The sequence below is a fragment of the Parabacteroides sp. AF17-28 genome, from assembly GCF_003479205.1.
In the GTDB taxonomy this organism is placed as follows: domain Bacteria; phylum Bacteroidota; class Bacteroidia; order Bacteroidales; family Tannerellaceae; genus Parabacteroides; species Parabacteroides acidifaciens.
This window is the reverse complement of the sequence record NZ_QUGV01000014.1, coordinates 24904-51196: the sequence shown is the minus strand read 5'-3', so window position 1 is coordinate 51196 and position 26293 is coordinate 24904. Positions and strand designations below refer to the sequence as shown.

General features: G+C 47.6%; 21 protein-coding genes. 3 read left to right on the top strand and 18 right to left on the bottom strand.

Features of this window, described 5'->3' with window-relative positions:
• Position 1 precedes the first annotated feature (1 nt).
• The 11 genes from murC to DWW90_RS11605 form a co-directional block, all read right to left on the bottom strand.
• The gene (murC, locus tag DWW90_RS11655; protein ID WP_122345093.1) at positions 2-1420 is read right to left on the bottom strand and encodes a UDP-N-acetylmuramate--L-alanine ligase; all 1419 of its coding nucleotides are present in this window, start codon (positions 1418-1420) and stop codon (positions 2-4) included.
• Between the two features lie 359 nt (positions 1421-1779).
• Positions 1780-2886: an undecaprenyldiphospho-muramoylpentapeptide beta-N-acetylglucosaminyltransferase gene (murG, locus tag DWW90_RS11650; RefSeq protein WP_115500236.1), complete on the bottom strand. Its 1107-nt coding sequence runs from the start codon at positions 2884-2886 to the stop codon at positions 1780-1782.
• Complete coding sequence (locus tag DWW90_RS11645; protein WP_122345092.1) at positions 2883-4286, bottom strand: FtsW/RodA/SpoVE family cell cycle protein; 1404 nt, start codon at positions 4284-4286, stop codon at positions 2883-2885. The genes murG and DWW90_RS11645 overlap by 4 nt, the downstream gene beginning before the upstream one ends.
• A gap of 13 nt (positions 4287-4299) precedes the next feature.
• Entirely contained in the window at positions 4300-5634 is a 1335-nt protein-coding gene (gene murD, locus DWW90_RS11640; protein ID WP_122345125.1) for a UDP-N-acetylmuramoyl-L-alanine--D-glutamate ligase, read from the bottom strand.
• Between the two features lie 43 nt (positions 5635-5677).
• The gene (gene mraY / locus DWW90_RS11635; RefSeq protein WP_115500233.1) at positions 5678-6937 is read right to left on the bottom strand and encodes a phospho-N-acetylmuramoyl-pentapeptide-transferase; all 1260 of its coding nucleotides are present in this window, start codon (positions 6935-6937) and stop codon (positions 5678-5680) included.
• A gap of 5 nt (positions 6938-6942) precedes the next feature.
• Positions 6943-8418 (bottom strand): UDP-N-acetylmuramoyl-L-alanyl-D-glutamate--2,6-diaminopimelate ligase, encoded by a 1476-nt coding sequence (locus tag DWW90_RS11630; RefSeq protein WP_122345091.1) that lies wholly within the window; start codon positions 8416-8418, stop codon positions 6943-6945.
• Between the two features lie 3 nt (positions 8419-8421).
• Positions 8422-10617 (bottom strand): penicillin-binding protein, encoded by a 2196-nt coding sequence (locus tag DWW90_RS11625; protein ID WP_122345090.1) that lies wholly within the window; start codon positions 10615-10617, stop codon positions 8422-8424.
• 2 nt (positions 10618-10619) lie between these two features.
• Positions 10620-10964 carry an FtsL-like putative cell division protein gene (locus DWW90_RS11620; protein WP_115500230.1) on the bottom strand — a complete coding sequence of 115 codons (345 nt, stop codon included), beginning with the start codon at positions 10962-10964 and terminating at the stop codon, positions 10620-10622.
• A gap of 15 nt (positions 10965-10979) precedes the next feature.
• Complete coding sequence (gene rsmH, locus DWW90_RS11615) at positions 10980-11897, bottom strand: 16S rRNA (cytosine(1402)-N(4))-methyltransferase RsmH (protein WP_122345089.1); 918 nt, start codon at positions 11895-11897, stop codon at positions 10980-10982.
• Between the two features lie 403 nt (positions 11898-12300).
• Positions 12301-15462, bottom strand: a complete 3162-nt coding sequence (locus DWW90_RS11610; protein ID WP_122345088.1) for a DUF6383 domain-containing protein — start codon at positions 15460-15462, stop codon at positions 12301-12303.
• Between the two features lie 612 nt (positions 15463-16074).
• The gene (locus DWW90_RS11605) at positions 16075-16296 is read right to left on the bottom strand and encodes a hypothetical protein (RefSeq protein ID WP_122345087.1); all 222 of its coding nucleotides are present in this window, start codon (positions 16294-16296) and stop codon (positions 16075-16077) included.
• Between the two features lie 207 nt (positions 16297-16503).
• Here DWW90_RS11605 and DWW90_RS11600 point away from each other — a divergent pair, with 207 nt between their 5' ends.
• Positions 16504-17424 carry an Rpn family recombination-promoting nuclease/putative transposase gene (locus DWW90_RS11600; RefSeq protein WP_122345086.1) on the top strand — a complete coding sequence of 307 codons (921 nt, stop codon included), beginning with the start codon at positions 16504-16506 and terminating at the stop codon, positions 17422-17424.
• Between the two features lie 41 nt (positions 17425-17465).
• Here the strand turns inward: DWW90_RS11600 and DWW90_RS11595 are convergent, their stop codons facing one another.
• Genes DWW90_RS11595 through aroQ form a run of 5 tightly spaced genes read right to left on the bottom strand, consistent with a single transcriptional unit; the run spans position 17466 to position 21597 of the window.
• Complete coding sequence (locus DWW90_RS11595) at positions 17466-18701, bottom strand: FtsX-like permease family protein (RefSeq protein ID WP_122332578.1); 1236 nt, start codon at positions 18699-18701, stop codon at positions 17466-17468.
• An 11-nt stretch (positions 18702-18712) separates the two neighbouring features.
• Positions 18713-19048: a 30S ribosome-binding factor RbfA gene (gene rbfA, locus DWW90_RS11590; protein ID WP_115500224.1), complete on the bottom strand. Its 336-nt coding sequence runs from the start codon at positions 19046-19048 to the stop codon at positions 18713-18715.
• A 14-nt stretch (positions 19049-19062) separates the two neighbouring features.
• On the bottom strand, positions 19063-19686 hold the full coding sequence (locus DWW90_RS11585) for an O-methyltransferase (RefSeq protein WP_122345085.1): 624 nt from the start codon (positions 19684-19686) through the stop codon (positions 19063-19065).
• The gene (pyk, locus tag DWW90_RS11580) at positions 19683-21137 is read right to left on the bottom strand and encodes a pyruvate kinase (protein WP_115500222.1); all 1455 of its coding nucleotides are present in this window, start codon (positions 21135-21137) and stop codon (positions 19683-19685) included. The genes DWW90_RS11585 and pyk overlap by 4 nt, the downstream gene beginning before the upstream one ends.
• Before the next feature lie 43 nt (positions 21138-21180).
• On the bottom strand, positions 21181-21597 hold the full coding sequence (gene aroQ, locus DWW90_RS11575; protein ID WP_115500221.1) for a type II 3-dehydroquinate dehydratase: 417 nt from the start codon (positions 21595-21597) through the stop codon (positions 21181-21183).
• A gap of 78 nt (positions 21598-21675) precedes the next feature.
• Here aroQ and xerD point away from each other — a divergent pair, with 78 nt between their 5' ends.
• Both xerD and DWW90_RS11565 read left to right on the top strand, forming a co-directional pair.
• Complete coding sequence (xerD, locus tag DWW90_RS11570) at positions 21676-22572, top strand: site-specific tyrosine recombinase XerD (protein ID WP_122332576.1); 897 nt, start codon at positions 21676-21678, stop codon at positions 22570-22572.
• A gap of 48 nt (positions 22573-22620) precedes the next feature.
• Complete coding sequence (locus DWW90_RS11565) at positions 22621-22851, top strand: hypothetical protein (protein ID WP_122332575.1); 231 nt, start codon at positions 22621-22623, stop codon at positions 22849-22851.
• A 169-nt stretch (positions 22852-23020) separates the two neighbouring features.
• On the opposite strand, the gene DWW90_RS11560 is transcribed toward DWW90_RS11565, so the two are convergent.
• Complete coding sequence (locus DWW90_RS11560) at positions 23021-25018, bottom strand: DUF4954 family protein (RefSeq protein ID WP_122345084.1); 1998 nt, start codon at positions 25016-25018, stop codon at positions 23021-23023.
• Entirely contained in the window at positions 25015-26226 is a 1212-nt protein-coding gene (gene hflX / locus DWW90_RS11555) for a GTPase HflX (protein WP_122345083.1), read from the bottom strand. Before hflX ends, DWW90_RS11560 begins: the two co-directional genes overlap by 4 nt.
• Positions 26227-26293 lie beyond the last annotated feature (67 nt).

Genomic DNA, 26293 nt, shown 5'->3' with positions numbered 1-26293 from the left:
TTTATTCTTTTTTATCCAATATTTGTTTTACAGGTTCTACCAGCAATTCTATATTGCCGGCGCCAAGCATCAGGACTACGTCGAGCCTGCCTGCTTCGGCAGAGACGACATCCAGGAGTTCCTCTTTCCGGATCAACCGCTTGCCGGGGATTGTCACGGCATCGAAGATGATCTGAGAAGTGACACCCGGTATCGGTTCCTCGCGTGCGGGATAAATATCCAGCAGGATCAGTTCATCCAGGAGCGACAGGCTGGCGGCAAAGTCAGCGGCAAAGTCGCGCGTACGGGTGTAGAGATGCGGCTGGAAGATACCGGTCACCTTGCGTCCGGCATACAGTTCCTTTACGGAAAGGATACTTGCCTTCAACTCTGCGGGATGATGTGCATAATCGTCGATCAGGACGATGTTATCTTTCTTGAGGTGGAAGTCGAAGCGGCGGCGCGGACCGGCAAAGGTTGCCATACCGTGCTTGATTTCCTCCGGTGTCGTACCGTTCAGCCATGCAAGGGCGATAGCGGCCACACCGTTCTCGATATTTACTTTTACAGGAACGCCCAACTGGATATCCGGGATGCGGACATCGGGACCGACAAAGTCGAAGAATATCTCTCCGTTGCCAATACGGATGTTCTCGGCGTAGAAATCGGGAACCTTACTAATTGACAATTGACAATTGACAATTGACAATTCACCGGTGTAGGTATAGAGTTTCACTCCTTCCTGCAGGCGGGGCGTGACGTTGATGCCTTGCTTCATGATCAGGCAGCCGTCGGGACGGATCAACGAAGTGAAATGCTCGAAGCTTTCACGATAGGCCTCCGGTGTTCCGTAGATGTCCAGGTGATCGGGATCGGCGGCGGTGATGACGGCCATATAGGGTTTGAGCCAGTGAAAGGAGCGGTCGAACTCGTCTGCCTCTATCACAGTCAGGTCGCTCTTTGCAGAGAGCATCAGGTTGCTGTCGTAGTTCTTCAGGATACCGCCTAAGAAGGCGTTACAGTCGACGTGCGACTGTTTCAACAGGTGGGCTATCATCGATGAGGTCGTCGTCTTGCCATGCGTACCGGCAACACAGAGTCCGCGGTTGCAGTTGGTGATCTCGCCCAGCACGCGGGCACGTTTCATCACCTCGAAACCGTTACCCCGGAAATAACAAAGCTCCGAATGGGCCTCGGGAACGGCAGGCGTATAGACCACCAATGTCTTGGCCGGATCGGTAAAGTCATCGGGGATCAGGTCGACGTTATCCTCATAATGAATGACGGCTCCTTCGCAGTTCAACTGTTCCGTCAAACCGGAAGGGGTCTTGTCGTAACCGGCCACCTTCTTCCCTTTCGAAAGAAAGTAACGGATCAGGGCACTCATCCCGATACCGCCGGCACCGACGAAATAGACGGCCGTTATGTTGTTTATATCCATATTTACTTATTCTTTACTATTCGTTGTTACAAAGATAATGCCTTCGTAGCTTATTTGTTATAAAAGTCCCGCAGGTTCTTTGAAAAAGACTATAACTTTTTGCGGAAAAGACTATAGCTTTTTATGCAAAAGAGTATAGCTTTTTGTCTAATAGAGTATAGCTTTTCTACCGACAGGCTATAACCTTGTCCTAATTCACCTTGTCAAAAGTCCTATTTATAGTGTCTGTGTCCTGGCGGGCTTGACCCGCCATCTCATACTAAACTGATTTACAATGATTAGTATGAGGTTGCGGGTCAAGCCCGCAATGACACGCTAAAGCGTTAGAACCTACTTTTGACACATTCCCAAGCCTCCTTTTACGAGATGATCTTTACAATTTCATCTACAATATGTTCGGCACTCTGGTGATGGGCCAGCGTAGCGATGTTGCGGCTCAGGGTGCGGAGACGCTCTTCGTCGTGGACGACTTCGAGGGCTTTCGAGACAAGTTGTGCCTCGGCATCCTTGTCGGCGATCATGATAGCGGCATCTTTCTCGACCAGCGCCAGGGCATTCTTCGTCTGATGGTCTTCCGCAACATTGGGGGAAGGAACCAGGATTACCGGCTTCCGCAACAGGCAAAGTTCGGAGATCGAGCTGGCTCCCGCACGGGAGATAATCAGGTCGGCTGCCGAATAAGCATAATCCATACGGGTGATGAAATCCGAACACCAGATGCGCATGCCCCGATAGGCTTTCAGATGCTTCAGGGCCTCTTCCTGATAATAACGCCCTGTCTGCCAAATCACCTGCACTTCGCCTTCGGCGGCAAAGAGCTTGTCCAGGTCGCCCTGTATGCTGCGGTTAATCGTCCGGGCACCCAGGCTTCCGCCGACCACTAAGATCGTCTTTTTCTCCGGCGAAAGCTTGAAGAACTCCAATGCCTCCTCGCGTTTCCCCTGCGCCTCTTCCAGATCGCGGCGGACCGGATTACCGGTCACGACGATACGGTCGGCCGGGAAGAACTTTTCCATGCCATCGTAGGCCACACATATTTTGCTGGCTTTCTTGGCCAGCAGTTTATTCGTAACACCGGCATAGGAGTTTTGCTCCTGTATCAGGGTAGGAATCCCTAAGGAAGCCGCCATCCATAAGGTCGGCCCGCTGGCATAACCGCCTACACCGACGGCGATATCGGGTTTAAACTCGCGTATCGTCTTCTTGGCAAGCCGGAGGCTTTTAACCAGACGGCCGACAACGCGGATATTGTTCATCAGCCGGGCACGGTCGAAACCGCTCACCGGCAACCCTACGATGCGGTAACCGGCGGCCGGGACTTTCTCCATCTCCATCCGGTCTTCAGCTCCCACAAACAGTATTTCCGCCTCCGGGAAACGTCTCCTGAAGGTATTGGCGATCGAGATAGCCGGGAAGATATGCCCTCCGGTCCCGCCGCCGCTTATGATGATTCGGTACTGTTTCATATTTTAGTTTCTGTTGTTGTTTCCGTTCTTGTTTCTTCTTTCAGTTCGGCAATGGCTTCGAGGGGGTTGGAATCCGCTCCCGTCTCGTTTTCTGTGGCTCCTGTCCCATTTTCTGTGGCTCCCGTCCCGTTTTCAGCGGGTGCCGACCCATTTTCCGACGGATGCCCATCCGTTTCCGGTTCGATGCCCATGGAATTTTCATCCGATGCCAGTGCGTCCGTATCGTCCTCATTTCCCATATTGGCGCCGAAGCGGCTTACGCTAAGAATGATGCCGATATAGGCACAACTGATCACAGTCGACGTACCTCCGCGACTGATCAGCGGCAACGGCTGACCGGTGACCGGTATCAGGTCCACCGCCACCGCCATATTCGTCAGGGCTTGGACACCAAGAAGCAGCCCGCAGCCCAAAACCAGGAATTTCGGGAACAGTTTATCACATCTGCGGGCGATCATCCCGACCCTGACAAGCAGGGCTATATAGAGGAAAAGGACGAAGATTCCTCCGGCGATCCCCATCTCTTCAATGATAATAGCATAGATAAAATCCGAATAAGCCTGCGGCAGGAAGTCACGCTGCTGTCCGTGTCCGGGAAACTTGCCCCAGATGCCGCCACTGGCAATGGCAATCTTGCCGTGAACAACCTGGTAGTCGTCGCCATCGATATTGACGGCCTTTCCCGGCTCGAACTGCACAGGCGGAGTCGGATCGGTGAACCGCTCGATACGCGCTTTCCAGGTATGGACGCGATCCGGCATATATTTCATCACACTCTCCGGCGTCACAAACAGCAAGCCCACCATCAATGCCCCCGCAGCAATCAGGATTCCCCAGAACTTTGCCAGACGGGCAAACGATATCTGGCCGAAAAAAGCCATCATCTGAATGATACAGAAAAGCAGGATAGCCGTCGAACCGTTGGTCGTGAAGATCAAGCCACAGATAACAAGCGTCCCTCCTTCTATCCACCAGAACATCTGCTTGTCCGTGAACCAGTTCTGTTTACTCATGACAAAAGCCGTATATCCGATCAGGGTGATTTTCGCAATCTCCGACGGCTGGAACGTAAAGCCGAACAAATTCAACCAACGGGGTTCCCCGTTTATCACCACAGCCAACCCCGGAACAAACAACAATAGCAGCAATACAACCGAAAGGAATGCACCACCGGCAAGCAAAGCATAAAACCGGCAAGGCACATTGTGCATCAGCAAAACGAGCACGAAACCTCCTAACATGAACGAGCCATGCCGCACGATCGGGTCCCAATGCGTCACACTCTTGTAGGCGAGCGTACTCGTCGCACTAAAGACCTCGATTGCCGAGATCAGACACAGGAACATGAAGATCACCCATATCACCCGGTCTCCCTTGAATAGTTTACTTGCCAGATCCATTGTTTATTTGTTTTTACAGATTCCGTACACAGGCCTTGAACTGGTCGCCGCGATCTTCATAGCTTTTGAAGAGGTCGAAGCTGGCACAGCAGGGCGACAGCAGGACAGTGTCTCCTTTTTCAGCCAGTTTATATGCTTTCGACACAGCTTCTTCCATTGAACGGGCATCTTCGATCACCGGCACTTTGCCGTCGAAGAAGCCGTGCAGCTTGGCATTGTCCACACCGAGGAAAATCAGGGCGTGCACCTTTTGCTTCACCAGCTCTTCAATTTCGGAATAGTCGTTTCCCTTATCCGTTCCGCCGAGTATCAGCACAAGCGGAGTAGTCATACTCTGCAGGGCGTACCAGCAGGAGTTCACATTCGTAGCTTTCGAGTCGTTGATATAATCGACTCCACGTACACGCGCCACTTTCTCGAGGCGGTGTTCCACCCCGGTAAAGTCGCTCAGCGAAGCCCGTATATTCTCGTCATGGATATCCACCACTTTGGAGGCGATACCCGAAGCTAAGGAATTATACAGATTATGCTTTCCCGATAATGCTAATGAATCTTCTTCCATTGTAAACGTTCCGTTTGAGGTTTCAATTACTATCTTTTTATTTTCCGTATAGCCCTTTACGCCGGCTTCATGAGTCTCGGCGAACGGGTAAAGAGTTGCCTCGGGGTGCCGTTTGGCGATTTCGCGGGCAATGATAGGATCGTCATTCCAGAATATGAAAGCATCTGCTGCCGTCTGGTTCCGGATAATGCGGAATTTGGCATCCACATAGTTCTGCATCTCGTAATTATAACGGTCCAGATGGTCTGGCGTTATATTCAGAAGGATGGCGATGTCCGCCTTGAAGTCGTACATGTTGTCGAGCTGGAAGCTACTCAGTTCGATCACATAGACGGCGTGCGGGTCTTCAGCCACCTGAAGGGCGAGGCTGTTGCCGACGTTACCTGCCAGACCGACGTCGACACCCGCCTGGCGGAGGATGTGGTAAGTCAGCATGGTTGTCGTCGTCTTGCCGTTGCTTCCGGTGATACAGATCATCTTCGAATCGGTATAGCGTCCGGCAAATTCTATTTCGGAGATGATAGGCGTACCTTTCTCCTTCAGTTTCTTTATAATGGGAGCCTTGTCGGGAATCCCGGGGCTCTTGATGATTTCGTCGGCATTCAGGATGTCGGCTTCGGTATGCTGATTCTCTTCCCAACAAATCCCGTGGGCGTCCAGCATATCCTTATACTTAGGTTTGATAGACGAGAAATCGGAAACGAACACGTCGAATCCTTTCGCCTTCGCTAACACGGCGGCACCTGCGCCGCTTTCGCCTCCTCCTAATATTACTATTCTGCTCATTTTTATTTGTTTCAAGGAGACGGATGCCATCCGTCTCTACCGTTTATCGCATTTTTAATGTTACAATCGTAATCACCGCCAGGATGATACCGATCAACCAGAAACGCACCACGATCTTCGATTCGGGAACGACGTTAAAGGGTTTCTGTATCATCGCCTGTATGCCCGCATTACCGGCCTTCTGGAAATGGTGGTGAAGGGGCGCCATCTTGAAGATACGCCGCCCTTCGCCATATTTCTTTTTCGTATATTTGAAATAAGCCGTCTGCATAATGACTGACAAGTTCTCGACCAGGAAGATGCCGCAAAGGATCGGAATCAGCAATTCCTTCCGGATAATAATCGCAAACACAGCGATGACACCGCCCAACATCAGACTGCCCGTATCTCCCATAAACACCTGTGCCGGATAAGAGTTGTACCACAGGAATCCGACCGTCGCCCCGATAAAGGCCGCCGCAAACACCACCAACTCTTCCGCCCCGGGAATAAACATGATATTCAGGAAGGAAGCAAACTCGAAGTGAGACGACATATACGCCAGAATCCCGAGCGCGACCCCGATAATGGCGGAACTTCCCGCCGCCAGTCCGTCCAGACCGTCCGTGAGGTTCGCCCCGTTAGACACGGCTGTCACGACAAAGATAACCATTATGACGAAGACCAGCCAGGCTGCCTCTTCCTTGTATTGACCGGCCCAGTTCACCAACTGCGCATAGTCGAAATTGTTATTCTTCACAAAAGGGATCGTCGTCTTGGTAGACTTCTTCTCCACTGTATGATAGCGTACTTCCTCGATCACATTGTCATGCCGCACTTCCATATTCTCCTTGATCACGACATCCGGGCTCATAAAGAGAACCAAGCCGACGATAAGTCCCAAGCCGACCTGTCCGATCACCTTGAATTTGCCGTGCATGCCTTCCTTGTTCTTCCGGAATACCTTGATATAGTCGTCGGCAAACCCTAATGCACCTAACCAGATGGTTGTCACTAACATCAGGATCACGTATATATTCGTCAACTTCGCACAGAGTAATGTCGGCACCACGATGGCAATGATAATAATGATACCGCCCATTGTCGGCGTCCCTTTCTTGCTCATCTGCCCTTCGAGGCCGAGGTTACGCACCGTCTCGCCTATCTGCAACAGTTGCAGCTTGTCGATGATACGGCGTCCGATAGTCGTCGAGATGAACAAAGACAGGATCAATGCTAACCCGGAACGGAATGATACGTACTTGAACATACCGGCACCCGGGAAATCGAGTTGATCCAAATAATTAAACAGATAGTACAGCATGTCTTTTATTGTTGTTGTGTTGCAAATATTTCCCGTAGCTTCTCACGGTCATCAAAATGGTGCTTAACGCCTTTTATCTCCTGGTAATCTTCATGGCCTTTGCCGGCTACGAGGATTACATCGCCTTTCTTTGCCAGCATGGTAGCGGTCTTGATGGCCTGTGTACGGTCCGTGATGCAGAGCGTATGCTCCATATCGGCAGCATTCAGTCCGGCAACCATATCCCGGATAATCTCGTCCGGCTCCTCAAAACGGGGATTGTCGGATGTCAGGATCAGCTGGTCGCTCAAGCGGGATGCTTCTTTCGCCATGATAGGACGTTTGCCTTTATCGCGGTTACCGCCGCAACCGACCACGGTGATTACCCGGCCGCTGCCGTCCAGGACTTCATGGATACTGTTCAGCACATTGACCAACGCGTCGGGCGTGTGGGCATAATCCACAATCGCCGTATATCCTGCCGGAGACTGTATCGTCTGGAAGCGTCCGGAGACGGAATGCAGATCGCTCAATACGACCAGCACTTCTTCCGGGTCTTTCCCTAACGAAACGGCCGCACCATATACGGCCAGCAGATTATAGGCATTGAAACGTCCTACGAAGCGGGTCATCACCTCGCGGCCGTTAATCAACATCTCGGTCCCTTCAAAATGGGATTCCAATATCTTTCCCTTAAAATCGGCGAGCGTGCGGAGCGAATAGGTCAGCTTCTTTGCCGCCGTATTCTGCAACATCACCAAGCCGGATTTATCGTCCGCATTCGTAAGGGCAAAAGCCGATGCGGGCAGGTCGTCGAAGAACTTCTTTTTTGCTTTCAGATAATTCTCGACTGTTTTATGGTAATCCAGATGATCACGTGTCAGGTTGGTAAAGATACCACCGTCGAACGACAGACCGCTGATACGTTTCTGGTCGATCGAATGGGAGCTTACTTCCATAAAGGCATACTCGCAATCGGCCTCCACCATCCGCGCCATCAGGCTGTGGAGGGTTACAGGATCGGGCGTCGTATGGTCGGTCGGAATCGCTTCGCCATCGATATAGTTGCATACTGTCGAAAGCAAGCCGACTTTATGCCCCATCTTGCGGAACATCTCGTACAGGAGAGTCGCGATCGTCGTCTTCCCGTTTGTTCCGGTCACACCGACCAGGATCAGGTTGTCCGAAGGATTCTCGTACCAGGCTGACAACACCTTGCCCAAGGCCTCCGCCGAATCTTTCACCCGGATAAAAACAGGATTGTTTCCGGATGTATGTATGTTTTCATCCGAAGGGATTTCCTCGCAGATTATTGCGGCAGCTCCTTTCCCGGCCGCCCCCTCGATATAGGCATGACCATCGACAGAGACACCGCGTACGGCCACAAACAAAAAGCCTTTTTCCACTTTGCGGGAATCAGACTGGATACCTGTGATCTCGACACTTGCGTCTCCGACGATCTCAAGTACTTCCAACGGACGAATGAGTTCTTTTAGTTCCATAGTCTATTTTAACGTTAATGAGACTGTTTGTCCTTTCGATACCTTGGCGCCCGGTGATACGGATTGGGAAGCAACGCGCCCCAGACCATTCAGGGAAGCCCGCAACCCGGCACTTTCGAGCAGGTAGACGGCATCTTTGGCACCCATGCCGACCACGTTCGGCACAAGCCCTTCCCGGACAGGTATATCTTTCAGTTTGACAACCTGCAGGCTGTCGTCGATGGAAGCCGTCACCCACCGGGAGGCAGCTTCATCCGTGTTCATATCGATGTCCAGTTTATCCAGCACTTCGTCCAAGGCAATCCGGTCGCCTGCCTTCGGGCGCGGCATCGTGACAGCCAGCGAATCGCGTTCCATATCGCGGATATCGAAAGACATATGGCTGGCATATACTTTTTCCGCTATCGCTTTTACCACACCACCGGACATCGTTCCTCCCGAAGGATAACCGATACGCGGCTGGCGGATCACGACAATACAGGAATATTTCGGAGCATCGGCAGGGAAATAACCGCAGAAAGCGACCTGGTGGCCGGCCTGGCGATAGACACCGCCCGATGCGATCTGCGCCGTACCGGTCTTTCCGGCTATCCGGACGAAATCGGAACGGACAGCTTTACCCGTCCCTTTCTCCACGACGCCTAACAGCATATCTTTTATAATATTCAGCGTACGTTCCGAGCAAATCGACTCCCGTATCACTTCGGTCGAGAAACTCTGCACGGTCTTGCCGTTGTGCATGATCTCTTTAGTAAAGATCGGACGGATCATTTTCCCGTTATTGGCAATGGCATTATAGAAAGCCAACGTATAGATCGGCGGTATCTGCGTTTCATAACCGAACGACATCCAGGGGAGCGCCGTCTTCGACCAATAGCGGACCGTATCATCAGGGCGGCGTATTTTGGCACGGCCGGCTCCGGGGATTTCCAGACGCAGATCTTCATTCAGGCCGAGGCGGTAAAGCCCTTCCACATACTTGGTCGGATTCTTTTCGTATCCTTTCAGGATGGTCTTGGCGACTCCGATATTGGAGGAATTCCAGATCGCCTGTTCTACCGAGATACGCCCATAACCGCCTTTATTGTTATTATGGTCTGTCATACGGGCGCCTTTATACATATAAATACCGTTGCCGACATCCACCGTATCGCCGGGCTGGCAAACACCGTCTTCGAGGGCAACCATGATGGAGGCGACCTTGAACGTCGAGCCGGGTTCCGTCTCGTCCGCAACAGCGTGGTTCGTGTCTTCACCATAAACCCCTTCGCGGATACGTCCCATATTGGTAATAGCTTTCACCTCGCCTGTCGCCACTTCCATAACGACAGCCGTACCGGATGCGGCATCGATCTTCTTCAGCATATCGAGTAAAGACTTCTCGGCTATATCCTGGATATTTATATCGATTGTCGTACAGATATCCATTCCTTCCACCGGATCGATTTCCACGACGTTTGTCCATCCGCCTCCCACACGGCGCACGGAGTTCAGACCAGCTTCGCCATGCAACAGAGTGTCGTATTGCAACTCCAAACCGTTCTTGCCTTTCGTAAGCCCTGTCTTCGGGTCGATATCGCGGAAGGTATCGCCAATCGTACGGGATGCCAATGAGCCGAACGGTTTCTGCCGTTCCACCATTTCGCGCGTATAGAAACCGCTCTTGAACCGTCCTAAGCGGAAGAACGGGTACTTCTGTATTTCTTTCAGATCCGAATAGGATATCTTTTTCTCATAAACAGGGAACTGGCGGCTCTTCTTCTTCAAACCGCTCAACAAATAAGCTTTATATCCGGCAGGCGTCCGGTTCTTCAACTTACGGGAGAGATAGACCGAGAGGGAATCGATCCCGTTATTCTTGCTCTTCAGGAGCGTGTCCAGGCTATTCCATTTAGGGGTAGGATGGGAATAGCAATCGGCATTGAAATCGACATACATATAGAAACAGGGCACGCTGGTTGCCATCAGCTTGCCATCGGAAGAATAGATATTCCCACGGCTGGGATAGATCAGGCGGTTCGGACGTTTCTGGCTCTCGGCCACCTTCAGCCAGGTATCCCTTTCAACGAAAGCCGTGTCGAAAGCCCGCGCCAGAATGGCGATTGCCACCCCTCCGAGCAGAAACACGATGAAAAAGTAACAGAATAGAATCCGGTTACTCTTCGGGGCAAGTTCATTTGGTTCGATCTCTTCAGCCATCTTTACTTATACAATTCGTACGGCGGATTCTTCGCCGTTTCCAGTTCTATACCTTGTTCTTCAATCAATAGTTCGATCTGCGACTGCCGGCTGTTGCCTGTCAGTTCCGAGGAAATGGACAGTGCTTCAAAACGAACATCGCGCAATTGCTGTTGCAGACGGTCGATCTCGCGCAGTTTCTGCATACAGGTGTACCGGTTACCAATAAAGAAGAACACCAGGATGACGATAAGCACAATCATACGCGTATGCTTAACAATGAAATCCTCCTTCAGGATTCCACCGCCCAGTATGTACAAAAAGGAGAAACGGCTCTCCTTCTTCTTTTTCTTCTTCCCTGCGTCCATAACCCTATATATTAACTACAATTTTTCAGCGATCCGCAACTTCGCACTCCGGGAACGGGGATTACGTTCGATCTCCTCGTCCGAAGGGACAATCACCTTGTTATTCACCAAACGGAAGGGCGATTTGATATTTCCAAAGAAATCTTGTTCCGTCTTACCCTCAAAGTTTCCTGTCTTCAGAAAGTTCTTCACCAGGCGGTCTTCCAGGGAATGGTAGGTGATCACCACCAACCGGCCACCGGGCTTCAACACCTGCAGCGTCTGTTGCAGCATCTCCTTCAAGGCACGCATCTCGTCGTTGACCTCGATACGGAGCGCCTGAAAGACCTGAGCCAGGAACTTCTTCTCTTTATCTTTTCCCGTAAAGGGCTTTATCACTTCTAAAAAGTCGCCGATCGTTTCTATCTTCTTCGCTTCCCGACTGCGTACCAGCACGGAGGCTAACTTACGCGACACTTTCAATTCGCCGTAAAGATAGAACAGGTCTGCCAACTGTTCTTCCGTATATGTATTGACGATATCCGCCGCAGTCTGTCCCGCACGGGTATTCATCCGCATATCCAACGCACCGTCAAAACGGAAAGAGAACCCGCGTTCCTTGTCATCGAAATGATGAGAAGAGACACCTAAGTCCGCCAACAGTCCATCGACTTCACCCACTACATCGTGGTAGCGCATAAAGTTGTATAAATATCGGAAATTACTACGGATAAAGACAAAACGGGGATCGGCCGGAATATTGTTTTCAGCATCGGCGTCCTGATCAAATCCATACAGTTCTCCTTCGTTATCCAGCCGGTTCAATATCTCGCGGGAGTGTCCTCCCCCTCCGAAGGTCACATCGACATACGCCCCAGAGGGCTGAATGTCCATTCCTTCCAAACTTTCACGAAGCATTACCGGCACATGATAACAGACTTCTTTTTCTTCCATTCCTTCGCTACTCTGTGTTAAACTTTTCCTTAAAATAAGGGCCCGTAGTTGATTGATTTGCACATACATCACCCTATCGGATGGTAAAAATACACATTTCCTAATTTAACCGCCAAGAAATATAAGAGAAAAGTAAAAAAAAGTTTTCAACAGGTCGGAAAAATGCTTACATTTTGGCAGCCTAAAGTCCGTCAGAATCGCATATTTGGGGGATTATACAGGATCGTTTTCAAATATCGCACTCTCCGAAGGTTAAAGTCCACCTCATACCCCCTTTTACCCGTTCACATATAAGCACAAAAAGCCTCTCCGATATTTCTACCGGAAAGGCCTATTTGTTTTCCGCCCTCCTTTCTCACGAAAGGAGGAGCAGATTGATTTATTTAATTAATAAATGCATCAATTATTTAACGATAGCTTTTACAGCTTCTTCGCCTTCAACAGCTACAACAACTACACCGGCAGGAGCAGCGATTACAGCGTCGCTTGAAGTGATTACTGTGTTAGCAATTGTCTGGCCTAAGATGTTAGTGATAACAACTTTCTTGCCTTCAGCGTTAGCAATTCTTACAGCACCGTTCTGAGCGATAACTGTTACTTCAGATGTAGCGATTGCTTCGTTGTCTGTAGCCAGTTCATCGTTTTCTTTGTTTTCAACATTGAATACCAATGCACCGTCACCACCAGTCTTAGCATTAGAGAATGTAGAAGATTTGTCAGTCAAGACAATGCAACCATTCTGCATCTTAATCCAAGCTGCTTTTTCAGGAGCGATATCTCTGTTGTTTGCTGCTACCGGTTCGTAAGAAGCAGATTCAATTAAGAATGAATTTTCCGGACCTTCTTTTACAACATTAGCAGCAGTTTCAGGAGTTACATAACGGAATGACCAAGTATAGTTCTTATGATTATCATTCTTCAAAGATTTAACATAAGTGTTATAAATCTTAGCGTCCGTATAAGCTTTAGCTACTGTAGCAGTATCCAGATCTTCCGGTTTCATGTTTTCAAAGCCATTAACCAAGATAAAGAGTTTATCACCAGACTGAATAGCTTTCACAAAACCAACACGAGTGTAACCATTCTTAATATCTGTATAAGGTTTATCAAATCCATGTGCAGCTGCAGAGTCAGCAAAGCTTACCAAGAACTTAGCGTGAACGAAGCCAGCAACACCCGGTTTAGAGTGGTAGCATTCTTCAGCGTTGTCTGTCGGCGTACCATCAGCAGTGATATGTCCAGTTGTTTCTTCACAGATATAACCACCCTTAGCAGGAACGACTGTACGATCTACAGAGATCAAGTACTGCGGTTTGATATAACCTAAACCACGTGTAACCCAAGCAGTATCAACATGGAATCCAAGACCTGTTGCCTTATCAGCAGTCCAGATACCCAGATAGTTAACATTCTTATCCATCAAACCACCTTCACGGTTGTTTTCATCCATCAAGTATTCTTTACGAATCGTTTCCATGAAACGCAATGTATCAGCGCCATCAGTTGCACTTTCATTCAAAGCTACATTGTTGAAACGACGATACAAAGGAACATCATCAACTTTGATTGCAAATGCAGAAGTTCTTGTTTCAGCCAGCGGCTGAGATTTCAAGTTTGCAGTCATACCATCATCAGCGACACCAAACTTATTTGAAGCGATTGCATTAGCAGATGCCTCTACAATTGCATAATAGTGGTTGCTATCATAGTGGTTATTTTCTTTGAAATATACACTATCCAAAACAACTTGACCTAAAACGATCTTATTTTCAGCACCAACACCTACAGTATCAGCATTCAAAGAAATCAAATACTGATTTCTGTACAATTTAGCAATACCCTTCAAACCATCAACATTTGCAGGATTTTCACCATAGTTAACCTGTGTACCTTCAGAGATAGTAAATGCAGTATAACCATCTGTAGCATACAGAACAGAGTCTTTACCTTCACCTCTCTTAATCCACTTATCCTGAGCATACGGATGCAAATAGTTGAATTTATATTTAGCAACCTTCAAGCTATCTTTATCGAACTTTCTATATCCCAGATAAGAATCTTTCAAGATTGTAGAGTCTGTGATCTGTTCGAATCTGACTACAGAACCTGCAGCAACACTAACGCCAGTAAAGCTAAATGCATCAGCAGTAATCTTATCATCTTTTGAACGTAACTGAACAGTTGTATTGTGTTTAAACTCACGGTTTGTAATCTTAAGCGGAGAAGTAGCTTTCAACGTTTCAGAATTCTGAGTCTTTTGTACCAACCACTGATAAGCCGGCATATGTTCAGGATCTTGTTCATCAAGAGTTACCCATTCATAAGCTAAACCATTTTTGTGGATAGGAGAAGCTAATACCTGACCTTTAGCATTATAGATAACATACAAACCATTGTCCTTAGAAGTCTTATCGCTTGTAATAGTACCACAACCCTTATAGCCAAAGCCAATTCTTGTATTCTGAGCAACAGAGTCAACTGTCAAAATACGAGTCTGATCCTTAACTAATTCCTGCAAAGAAACATATACAGAATCAGTCGGAGTATCAACGAAAACACCAGTTGCATCTTCAAACATCACATCCTTTACTTGGATTTCCAAACTGTCGTTTGTAGGATAGTAAGTAAACAAGAACTTAAATTGTGATGCAAGTGCATTGTCTTTAATAGAATCCTGAGCAGATTTACCAATAGTAGCATATCTCAAATCAGACCATTTATAAGCCAGGAATTTTGCAGCACCAATAACATTTGTATAAGAAGTATCTACATACAAATAAGAAGAGTCCTTGCTCAAAACATTTACAAAATGACCATCAGCAGTAGATCCATCAGTAGTAGCCTGAACTGCTAAGAATTTACCCACTTTAAACGGATTCTTAAGATCTGTACCTTTTACGTCAGGAGTAAAAGTCAAATCAACACCGTCAGTAGCTTTCTGAGAGCCTAAAACAGTATTAATTTCTTCTGCATTCAACTCGATAGCATCAGCCTTAACCAACGATACAGAGTCTGTGAAAACTGTAGCAATCTTATCTGCACTTGTTTTTTTCAATTTGACAACACTGCCATCAATTACAAGACCCACAACAGAGTCCGGAGTAAAATAAGAGAAAAGAGGCTTGTTTAATTCAATACCATTCTTATAAACAGAAGAATAAGCCCAACCACCAATTTCACCACCAACAGCAGCTGTATCGGCAGCAGGATAAGAAACTTCAGGAGCATAAGCTGCACCAGCAAGTCCGTCCATAGTTACATCCAAATAAGCTTGAGCTCCTTTATTCAAAAAGTCAAACTTAGGTTGCTGTCCCTGTACTTCCTTGCCAACAGTAACACACCACAATGTTCTTGCTAAATTTTTAGAAGTTACTGTATTTACAGTATCCAACTTCCCTGTTTCATTAATTGTAAGGTAGCCACCTTTAATCTGAATTTGGTAGAGATTCTCGCTCTGTCCTTCCTTCAGCTTAATGTCGCCATCAAACCCTACTTGCGCATTAGCCGACACCGCACCAAGTAAGAGCGCAGCACCTGCTACAAGAGTAGAAAACTTTTTGTTCATAATCAAATAATTTAATATTAATACTAAAGTGTAATAAGTTCAATCCAATAATATGTACGCTTCCAATACTTTATAATCAATCACTAATGCGTACCAAATTCTTTTGGCAAAAATACGCATAACTTTTAAATCGGCAATCCTTTTCCTTAATATTTTTTCCTTTTCTATATTCTTTCTTATCAACAAGATAGCCTATTTCGTACGAAAACGCCTCTTTCCAACACGAACTAAGAAAGCGAAGGGCAAGATATCAAGCGATAATATCTCCCGGTTTCGCACTGGTTCTTATAAAGACACATTGTATTTATGTACACGCGTACATTAATAGTAGATTTGAATTTACAAATAGTTGTTTATAGCTCCGAATAAAACCGGAAGAATATACAAGAACCCCCTTCCCAGCCGTTTTTTCTATTTCGTCCGAAATCTTGATCGATTTTGAATTGACTCTTTTCACGGTTTTATCCCTCTTTACTGACAAGAGATGGAGCGAGGTGCGCAGGCTGTCTGAAAAAACGTGCAATTTGATTACCTGAAACCGGAAACACCGGCAAAGTGATAAAGCTTAACTCCCGGAGAATCGCCTGTAGCAAAACAAATACGGACTGCGTCTCAAATATGTAAGGAAAATTTCGGGAGCTTGTCGCCACGACGCCCGTCTTCATCGCCCTCGCGACCGTCTTCGTTGGAATGGCGACCGTCTTCATAGGGTACGGTGACCGTCTTCATGGCGATAAAGTACAGGATAAATGAAATAAAGGTTGACTTTCCGGCAAAAAACTCCAGGAAAAGAGGGAACAGCCCCTTTTCGGCGGCCGAAAAGTGGATTAACATTTGTTTTGTTTCGGATGCCTTTCGAGCCCGAAAAATGCGTTTTATACAATAAGCCCCCCCGGATAGTTGAAAGTTAAGAGTTGAAAATTGAAAGTTTTGATGGATAGTTCAGTTCTGGCAAGAAGTGAAACTTTCTTCCCAATCCGTTGCCTATTCATTTATAATGTGTACATTTGTGCATTAAGTAATAACTAAAAAACATTGACTATGAAAAAGAACGAATCAGATCTGAAGAGCATGGAAGAGCAGGAAAAAAAAGAATTGCAAGACCGGTATATCCGGTTCGATTGGGCCATCAAACGTCTGTTGCGCCAGAAGGCCAATTTCGATGTGCTCGAAGGTTTCTTGACTGTCATGTTAAGAGAAGAGATTAAGATCGAAGAAATCCTCGAAAGCGAAGGTAATCAGGAGAGTGCGGACGACAAGTTCAACCGCGTCGACATCAAGGCACTCAACAGCAAAGGCGAGATTATCATCGTCGAAATTCAGAACACACGCGAAATCCATTATCTGGAACGTATCCTCTACGGCGTTGCAAAAGCCATCACCGAGCATATCTCCCTTGGCGAGGGCTACCAGGAAATCAAGAAAGTTTATTCCATCAGCATTCTTTATTTCGACATCGGTGTTGGTGACGATTATATCTATCACGGGCAGAACCATTTCATTGGCGTGCATACCGGTGACCATCTGCGCGTCAATACGCGTGAACGCAACGTGATTGTCAGCCGCCTCCCCGCCGAAGTGTTCCCCGAATACATCCTGGTCCGTGTAAACGAGTTCGATAAAGCGGCCCTCACTCCTTTGGACGAATGGATCAAGTACCTGAAAGACGGCACGATCCGTCCCGACACGACTACCCCCGGCCTTCGGGAAGCCCGCGAAAAGTTGAAATACTACTCTATGTCGCCTGGGGAACGCCTTGTCTACGACCGGCATATAGATGACATTATAATCCAAAACGACGCGATCGACACCGCCAAGCTGGAAGGCAGAATAGAAGGAAAAGCGGAAGGAAAAGCAGAAGGTGTACGCCAAGTAGCTGCAAACCTGAAACGCATGGGCATGGATATCGATTCCATCGCCAATAGCACCGGACTGAGTAAAGACGAAATTTCTTCTTTATAATTAATCAGTTACTCTTTAGGCTTATCCATTCGACCAATCTTTTATTTATCCAGCCATTTCTTTCCTAAATAGTGGACAGGATACCAGGCGGCAAGGAAGCCGATGGTCAGGACAGTGATAAAGACAAGGATAACGTCGCCGGCTTCAACCCGGACAGGATAGGCGTCAATAATGAAAGAGCCGGCGGCCTGGCCTAACTTGATAATTCCTAACTCTTGTTGCAACAAGCAAAGTGTCAGGCCGATAATAACGCCGATCAGTGCACCGAGCCCCGAAATCATCCAACCCTCAAAAAGGAAGATACGGCGGATCAGACGATCGTCGGCGCCCATATTGCGCAAAGTACGGACATCCTCTTTCTTCTCTATCATCAACATGGAAAGGGAACCGATCACATTGAACAGGGCAAGGATCAGGATAAAACAAAGGATCAGGAAGATCATCCACTTCTCCCCTTGCATCATCTTGAAAGAGGCTTCCTGCTGCTCATAACGGTCCTTGACCCAAAAATTTTCGCCCAGGAGCGATTTTATTTGGCTCTTGACCGAATTTACGTCCGCACCGGGAGCCAGAGACAGCTCGATTGCAGAGACCTCTTTTTCATAATGGAACAGGGAACGAACCAGCGGGAGGGGCAACAACATGAAGTTTTCGTCATACATCTGCTGGTTGGTGGCATAGACACTGCCGATAAAGGCATAATCAAGATTAAAGGAGGACGCCGGATTGGCAAGATTCACCTTCTCATCTCTTTTCGGAACATAGATTTCCAACGGGTCGGAGTAGTTGGCACGGACACCTAAGAGTGTGGCGGTTCCGACACCGAGGCTTGCAAAATTCGCTACTTCATCAGCAAGAACAAACTTACCGTCGCGGCTATCGATCAGGATACTGTCGATCCGCGTCAGCTTCGCAAACGTATCGTCCACACCTTTGACCGTCGTCACAATCTGGCGGTCCCGGTAGCGAACGAGTGCATTATCCTGGAGGACTTCGCAAAACAAGGCGACTCCGGGCAGCTTCTTCACTTCCTGGACAGCCGGCAAGGTCGGATCGAACACTTTTCCATGCGCCGGCAGTATCTTCAATTCCGGATCGAAGTTGCTGAGCATGGAGGAAACCAGGCTGACAAACCCGTTCAATACAGACAGCGCACATACCAAAGCGATCGTCGCAACGACAACCCCACAAACGGACACCATCGAAATTATATTAATGGCATTGTGGGATTTCTTCGAAAAAAGGTAACGCCGGGCTATATAAAACGGGAAGTTCAACGCGGTAGCTTTTACTTTTTCAACAGATTATCAATATTCTCGATATAATCTAATGAGTCATCGATAAAGAATGTCAGTTCGGGAATCTTACGGACTTGCTGACGGATGCGCTGTCCCAGATCGAAACGGATCGCCTTCGTGTTTGTCCGGATATTCTCGAGCAATTCCTTCGACTTTTCAGACGGGAAGATGCTCAGATAGGCACGTGCGACACTCAGGTCCGGGCTGACACGTACCACACTCACCGAAATCAGAACACCATGCATGGCCTGTGTCTGTTTCTGAAAGATATCACTCAACTCCTTTTGCAGGAGACGTTCTATTTTACTTAGTCTTGTACTTTCCATAAATTCTTACTGTTTTATTTTTTCCAGATCATTGTAAGGCCGTCACGCAAAGGTAAGATAACTTTTTCAATACGCGGGTCTTCTTTGATTTTATCATTAAAACTAAGAATACCCAGTGTTTGTTTATCCTTCGGATGATCTTCTATCACATGGCCGTCCCACAACGTATTGTCGGCAAGGATCAGTCCACCGGGACGCACCTTCGGAAAAACAAGGTCGAAGTAGTCTGAATACAAGCGCTTGTCGGCATCGATAAAGACAAGGTCGAATGTCTCATCCAGCGTGGGAATGATTTCGAGGGCATCGCCGAAATGGACTTTTATCTTATCCCGGTGGGGCGACTGCGTCAGATACTTCATAATGAAATCTTCCATCTCGTCGTTGATCTCGAGCGTGTGGATCAGAGCATCCTCCTCAAGCCCTTCCGCCATACAAAGGGTGGCATAACCCGTATAGGTCCCGATCTCGAGCACACGGCGGGGACGAAGCATCCGGCAAAACATCTTCAAGATCCGCCCCTGCAAATGCCCCGACAACATACGCGGACGAAGCAGGTTCACATTCGCATCGCGGTCCAGAGCCGCGAGCAGTGCACCTTCTTCGTCACTATGAGAAAGGATATATTCGTCTAAAGTCATACTTCCTTAAACGTCGGCAACTGATAGTTGTTTCCGGCATCCAACACCTTTCCTACGTTGTTGATTTCAAGGAAGCTTGTTCCACCTCCCTCACCGAAGCTACCACTCAGGTAGGCCACCATGTTGTTGCGCGTGATACGTCCGCTCTTGATCATCTCGTTCAACGCCTGGAAGAAATAACCGCGGCGGCTGTCATTATAAGGCTGATAAACAGCCCATACGCCATAAGAGAGAGACAACATACGCATCACACGAGGGTTGTAGCAAATGGCAAATACGGTAGATGTTCCGCGGAACGCCGCCAGGTAGCGGGCTGTACGTCCGGTATAACTATCGGTAATAATCGCTTTCACATGCAATTTAGTGGAAGACTTAACCGCCTGCTTTGCCAGGAAAGAGGTGACATCCAAATCGTTCCCTTCGATAGGGACACGGATATCATTGGCAGCCAGCTTTGTCTTTTCGGCCTCACGAGCCACCTTCGTCATGGTCTGGACCGCTTCGAGAGGATATTTGCCGTAAGCTGTTTCACCGCTCAGCATCAGGGCATCCGTACGGTAATAGATCGCATTGGCGATATCCGTCACCTCCGCACGGGTAGGACGCGGGTTGTTGATCATGGAGTGAAGCATCTGGGTAGCCACGATAACCGGCTTTTTCATTTCCACACATTTACGGATCAGAACACGCTGGATACCCGGAATCTTTTCGGCCGGCACTTCGATACCTAAGTCACCGCGGGCGATCATGATACCGTAAGCAACTTCCAGAATCTCGTCTATATTGTCGACACCTTCCTGGTTCTCGATCTTGGCGATAATCTTGATCGGGCTGTTGTGTTCGTCCAGGATACGCTGGATATCCAGTACATCCTGCCGGTTACGGACAAAGGAGTGGGCGATAAAATCCAGGTCGTTATCAATGGCCCAAAGGATATTCTTCCGGTCTTTTTCCGTCAGGGAAGGGAGATTGATACGTACGCCCGGCACGTTCACACTTTTACGGCTTCCTAAGGTGGCGTCGTTCTGCACTTCACAAACCAGATAGTCGTCTTTCTTTTCCGTCACTTTCAGTTCCAGGTCTCCGTCATCGATCAGGATGTCACTGCCGACAGCCAGGTCGTTCACGAAATTCCGGTAAGAGACACAAATACAATCATGCGAAGTTTCCATATCCGGATTTCCCATAATCTTCACCAGCTCTCCGGTTGTAAAAGGAATCGGGGCCTGCGAAATCGTAGTACGCACTTCCGGCCCTTTCGTATCCATCAGGATACCGATGCGACCGGACACCGCCCGGGCATTAGTCACCACTTTAGTCAATCCTTCTTCCGCCATGTGAGCCGTATTGAGGCGCACAACATTCATTCCCGCCTTATACAACGAGTCGATAAATTCGACCTCACAACGCTGGTCGGAAATGGTAGCAACAATCTTCGTATGCTTTAACATATAACCTAAATATTTACCTATTATTTTTACCTATTAATCACTATTACAGGAACGATTCGAGAGCCAACCGGTATGAATCCAGTCCGAATCCTAAGATCACGCCTTTGCAGGCTGCTGAAATCATGGAAACATGGCGGAATGATTCGCGGGCATGTACGTTTGAGATATGCACCTCCACAACCGGGGTCGTTACAGCTTTTATTGCATCGTGCAGCGCGATGGAAGTATGCGTATAAGCGCCTGCATTCATAATAATCCCGTCGTAATCGAAGCCGACCTCATGGATTTTGTTTATCATCTCGCCTTCCACATTGCTTTGGAAGTAAGCAATTTCACATTGCGGATACTTAGCACGTAATTCACTCAGATAACCTTCAAAGGAAGCATTTCCGTAGACTGTCGGTTCGCGCTTGCCTAACAGATTAAGATTAGGGCCGTTGATGATCTGAATCTTCTTCATTTTGCTGTAATTTATTACCTTTGCACTACCTTGTACGGGCAGAAAATATCCGGCAAAGATAGTAAAGAATTATGAATCATGCATCAAGAGAATGACAAAATAGAACGATACAGGACTTATCTCCGTCTGGAGAAAGCACTTTCGCCCAACTCGATCGACGCTTACCTGACGGACCTCGACAAACTGACAAACTTCGTCGAAAGTGAAGGCAAGAAGTATGAAGAGGTCACCTATGACGACCTGCAACAGTTTGTCGCCCGGCTCCGTGACATCGGCATCCATCCGCGTTCGCAGGCAAGGATCATTTCGGGTATCAAATCATTCTACCGGTTCCTGTTCCTCGACGATTATATAACAATCGATCCGACCGAATTGTTAGAATCGCCCAAGATCGGGCTGAAGCTGCCCGAAGTTCTAACAGTCAACGAGATAAACAGCATCCTCGACACGATCGACCTGACGCTACCGGAAGGGCAACGGAACCGGGCGATGCTCGAAGTGCTGTACAGTTGCGGCCTGCGCGTATCGGAACTGATAACGCTGCGTTTCACAGACGTTTATTTCGATGAAGGATTTATCAAGGTGGAAGGGAAAGGGAGTAAACAACGCTTGGTTCCGATCTCGAAAGTCGCGATAAAGGAAATTAAGAACTACCTGTATGACCGTAACCATGTTCCCGTAAAGAAAGGATTTGAAGATATCCTGTTCCTGAGCCGTCGGGGTACGGGCTTGTCGCGAATCATGGTGTTCCATATCATCAAGCAGCAGACGGAACTGGCCGGGATCAAGAAGAATGTAAGCCCGCATACGTTCCGCCACTCATTCGCGACCCATCTGTTGGAAGGTGGCGCCAATCTGCTCGCAATCCAGGAAATGCTGGGGCACGAAAAGATCACCACCACCGAAATATACACACATATCGACCGCCAGTTCCTCCGGAAAGAGATATTGGAACATCATCCGAGAAATAAATAACTTCAAAATACTTTTTGCTATTCGGAAAACTTTTCTCATATTTGTAACATGGCAACCAAAAACGAATTAGAAAAAAGTAAAGTAAGAAAAGAAACAACTGCCAAGTTTTTCTTTGATATGGCCAAGCTGACTTTTGCAGCTTTAGTATTAGGAGTTGCAGCTTCTTTATTAAATAAGGATGTAGATGCTGAGATTTCTAATATGGCAATTTTCCTTTTTGGAATGGGATTCGTTGGGACAGTTGCCTTTGCGATGATTGGATATAGAATTTTAAAATAATAATTAGTATGCAAATAGCTGTTATCTTTTTCACTGTTGTAGCTATTGTTGCCGTTGGCATATTAGTATACACTTACACTCCATCCGGGAAAAAATGGATTGAGAATATGTAATGAATACGTCTTTTTCGGAATATATTTAAGCCAGCTTGATTAAGCTGGCTTTTTTATTAGGTTAACGGCGTCATTCTATCAATCAATTCATCCCCCAAAGCACGTTTGGCAATGATATGTTCTTTGACGGCTGTTACAAACGGGTTACTTTCGAATGCGCCGCGTACGCCTTCGAAGTCTTCCTGTTTTTCTTTGTCCGAGCCGTCTACGCCAAAGCCGGTCATGGATGTCAGGGAAAATTCTTTCTTTGCATCTTTGTAAAGCAGGTTGTCCAACCCGATCACAGAGTCCTGCCAGCGGCGGACAAGCTCGATGATTTGCTCTGCTGATATGGACGAGAGGCTGATGCCGTAATATTCTTCAAGTTTATCGTATGCCCATGTCCACTCCATATCATAATAACGGCTGTGCATCGTTGCGAAGAATCGTTCGATCTCATCAAGTGAATGAATATCTCCATTCTCGATCTTTTGGATCAACTTATCCAACTCTTCCCTCGGAAGGATCAATCCGGAAAGGTCCAGCCATTCGCCACGGCCTTCCACAGAGGTCGGTTTCAATTGCGCCCAGACCTCATCCATAGAGCGGAATAGCGTCCCCTCCAACCGCTTAATCAGCGAGTTGCCTAAGAACTTATTGATAGCCATTCCGTAGAGTTCAAGGGCAGTCCGCAAAGAAGAGCCTTTGATACGGGTGTTCTGGTAATAATAGACCTCGGATGTTTCGCCCACCAGTTCCTGAAGATTCTTCAGAATTCCGACAGCCTTCATCATCTTATAGATCGTGTACGGACTCAGCAAGTTGTAGTTGATCATATCCAGGCGTTCCGGGTCTGTACGCTTATCACGCTTCGGCCATTTCTGCGCATCACGGATCGTCCCGACACTGCGCAGGTTCACACCTGGCACCAGATAGGTTTCATCGTCCTTCTCTATCAGATAGGAAAACGGCATATCCGACGTGTCGCTATGATGATGATGGCGTCCCATCACAAGCGAGAAAGCGCCGACACGCGCCGGCCACAGGATATAGGAATCGCTGGTTGTTTTAGAGCCGCGCTCCACGATTCCCTGATGGATCGGGCCCAACTTATACATATGGTTACTCTGGTTCGAACCGCTACCGGCATTCAGGAACGAATACATCCCGGCAATCAGCAGGCTGCTCTTATGCATCGAAACCGTAAACGGCCCGGCAAAGATAGCGCAGGCCTCCCCGTTCTCGAAGGTGCAATTACTGAACAGAAGGGAATCGTGAGCCGAGAAGTTATGCGTCACATGACAAGCCTGCCCGATAAAGCAACGGATGATCTTGGCCGCATCGGCAACAACAGCACCGGAAGAGATGATAAAGTCTTCGGCAATCACACTGTCGCCAATATAAGTCGGAGCCTTTTCATTACTCCGTATCGTACCATTAGCAAGCCGGGTACAGTTTTCAATCGTTGCATAATCGCCTATCCAGACACTCCGAAGTGTCCCCACATTGGTGATTTTCACATAATCACCAACATTACCATATTCCAAAGACACATCTTCAGCATATTCCGCAATTAACGACTGCAACCTGTCTATCAATTCAGGACGATGCCGGTATAATGCGATCAGATAAGCCAACGAAGCAGACAAACCTCCATAAATAGGAACTTCACGTCCTCCTGTCTCATTCAAGACAGAGACCAAAACATTATTTCCAAAAGAGGCTTCTCCTTCAACAATCATTACGTTTACATTTTGAATAATACATTCATCGCCGATAACGTAATTGGCTATATAATTATGCACATCCTCTATCAACGTATTATTCCCTACCTGACAATTATGCAAAGTTGCATTTCGAATACCGCTATGCTTCTTCACTCCGCCCGGAAACGTAAACTCTTTCTTGAAAAGACCTAATACGATAAGCCCGGAAAAGCGAACATTAACCACATATTCGCCTCTGAAAGCACTGACAACCCATATGTTATCCCAGTTTTCTGCGCTACAGCCGTTTGCCTCCAAAGCTGCAATTTCCTGCGGTCGCAGTTTCCTCAAATCTTCAGTATCAATCATTCTTCGTCATATTGTTGGAACAGGAAATCGTTATAAGGGAAACGGGTAATATGAATTTGCTTCACCCGTTCGTACAACAAGGTTTTGAGGGCATCGATATTGGTCCGCTCCTTGGCCGAGATAAAGATACAGTTGTCCTGCATCTTGTTCATCCACGTACGTTTCAACTCATCCAAGTCGATATTCTCACGCGTACGCGGTGTCAGGTCGTCTTCCTCCTTCGGTACGAAGGTGAAAGCGTCGATCTTGTTGAACACCATAATCATCGGCTTCTCCGTCTTGTCGATCTCTGCTAACGTACGGTTCACCACTTCGATCTGTTCCTCGAATGTCGGATGGGAAATATCGACGACATGGACCAGCAAATCGGCCTCACGCACCTCATCCAAAGTAGACTTGAACGATTCGACCAGCTCGGTCGGCAACTTACGGATAAAGCCGACAGTATCGGACAGCAGGAAAGGCAGGTTGTCGACAATCACTTTGCGTACAGTCGTGTCTAATGTCGCAAACAGTTTGTTTTCGGCAAACACCTCGCTTTTGCTGAGCTGATTCATCAAAGTGGACTTCCCAACGTTGGTATATCCGACCAGGGCGACACGAACCATCTTGCCGCGGTTCTTCCGCTGCACGCTCTTCTGCTTGTCTATTTCAACCAGGTCACGCTTCAACTTGGATATCTTATCCAGGATAATACGTTTATCCGTCTCCAACTGCGTCTCACCCGGTCCGCGCATACCGACACCGCCTCGCTGACGTTCCAGGTGCGTCCACAGACGGGTCAGGCGCGGCAGCATATATTTATACTGTGCCAATTCCACCTGTGTCTTGGCGTGGGCGGTCTGCGCGCGACTGGCAAAGATATCCAAGATCAGGTTCGTACGGTCCAGTATCTTCACCTGCAGCTCTTTCTCGATATTGCGCAATTGCTTGGCGGAAAGTTCGTCATCGAATATCACCAACCCGATCTCATTTTCCACCACATATTCTTTAATCTCCTGCAACTTGCCGGAACCGACAAAAGTAACGGAGTTCGGATAATCCAGTTTCTGATAAAAGCGTTTCACAGCCTCGACACCTGCGGTATCGGCCAGAAAAGCCAATTCATCCAAGTATTCTCTTACTTTCTGTTCGTTCTGTTCGGGGGTAATCAGCCCCACAAGAACGGCCTTTTCTGTCTGTGCTTCAGATATAATAAATTCTTTCATGCGGCAAAGATAGTAAATTCAATTATTTATGTATATTTGCAACCATAATAACAATCCAAAATAGTAT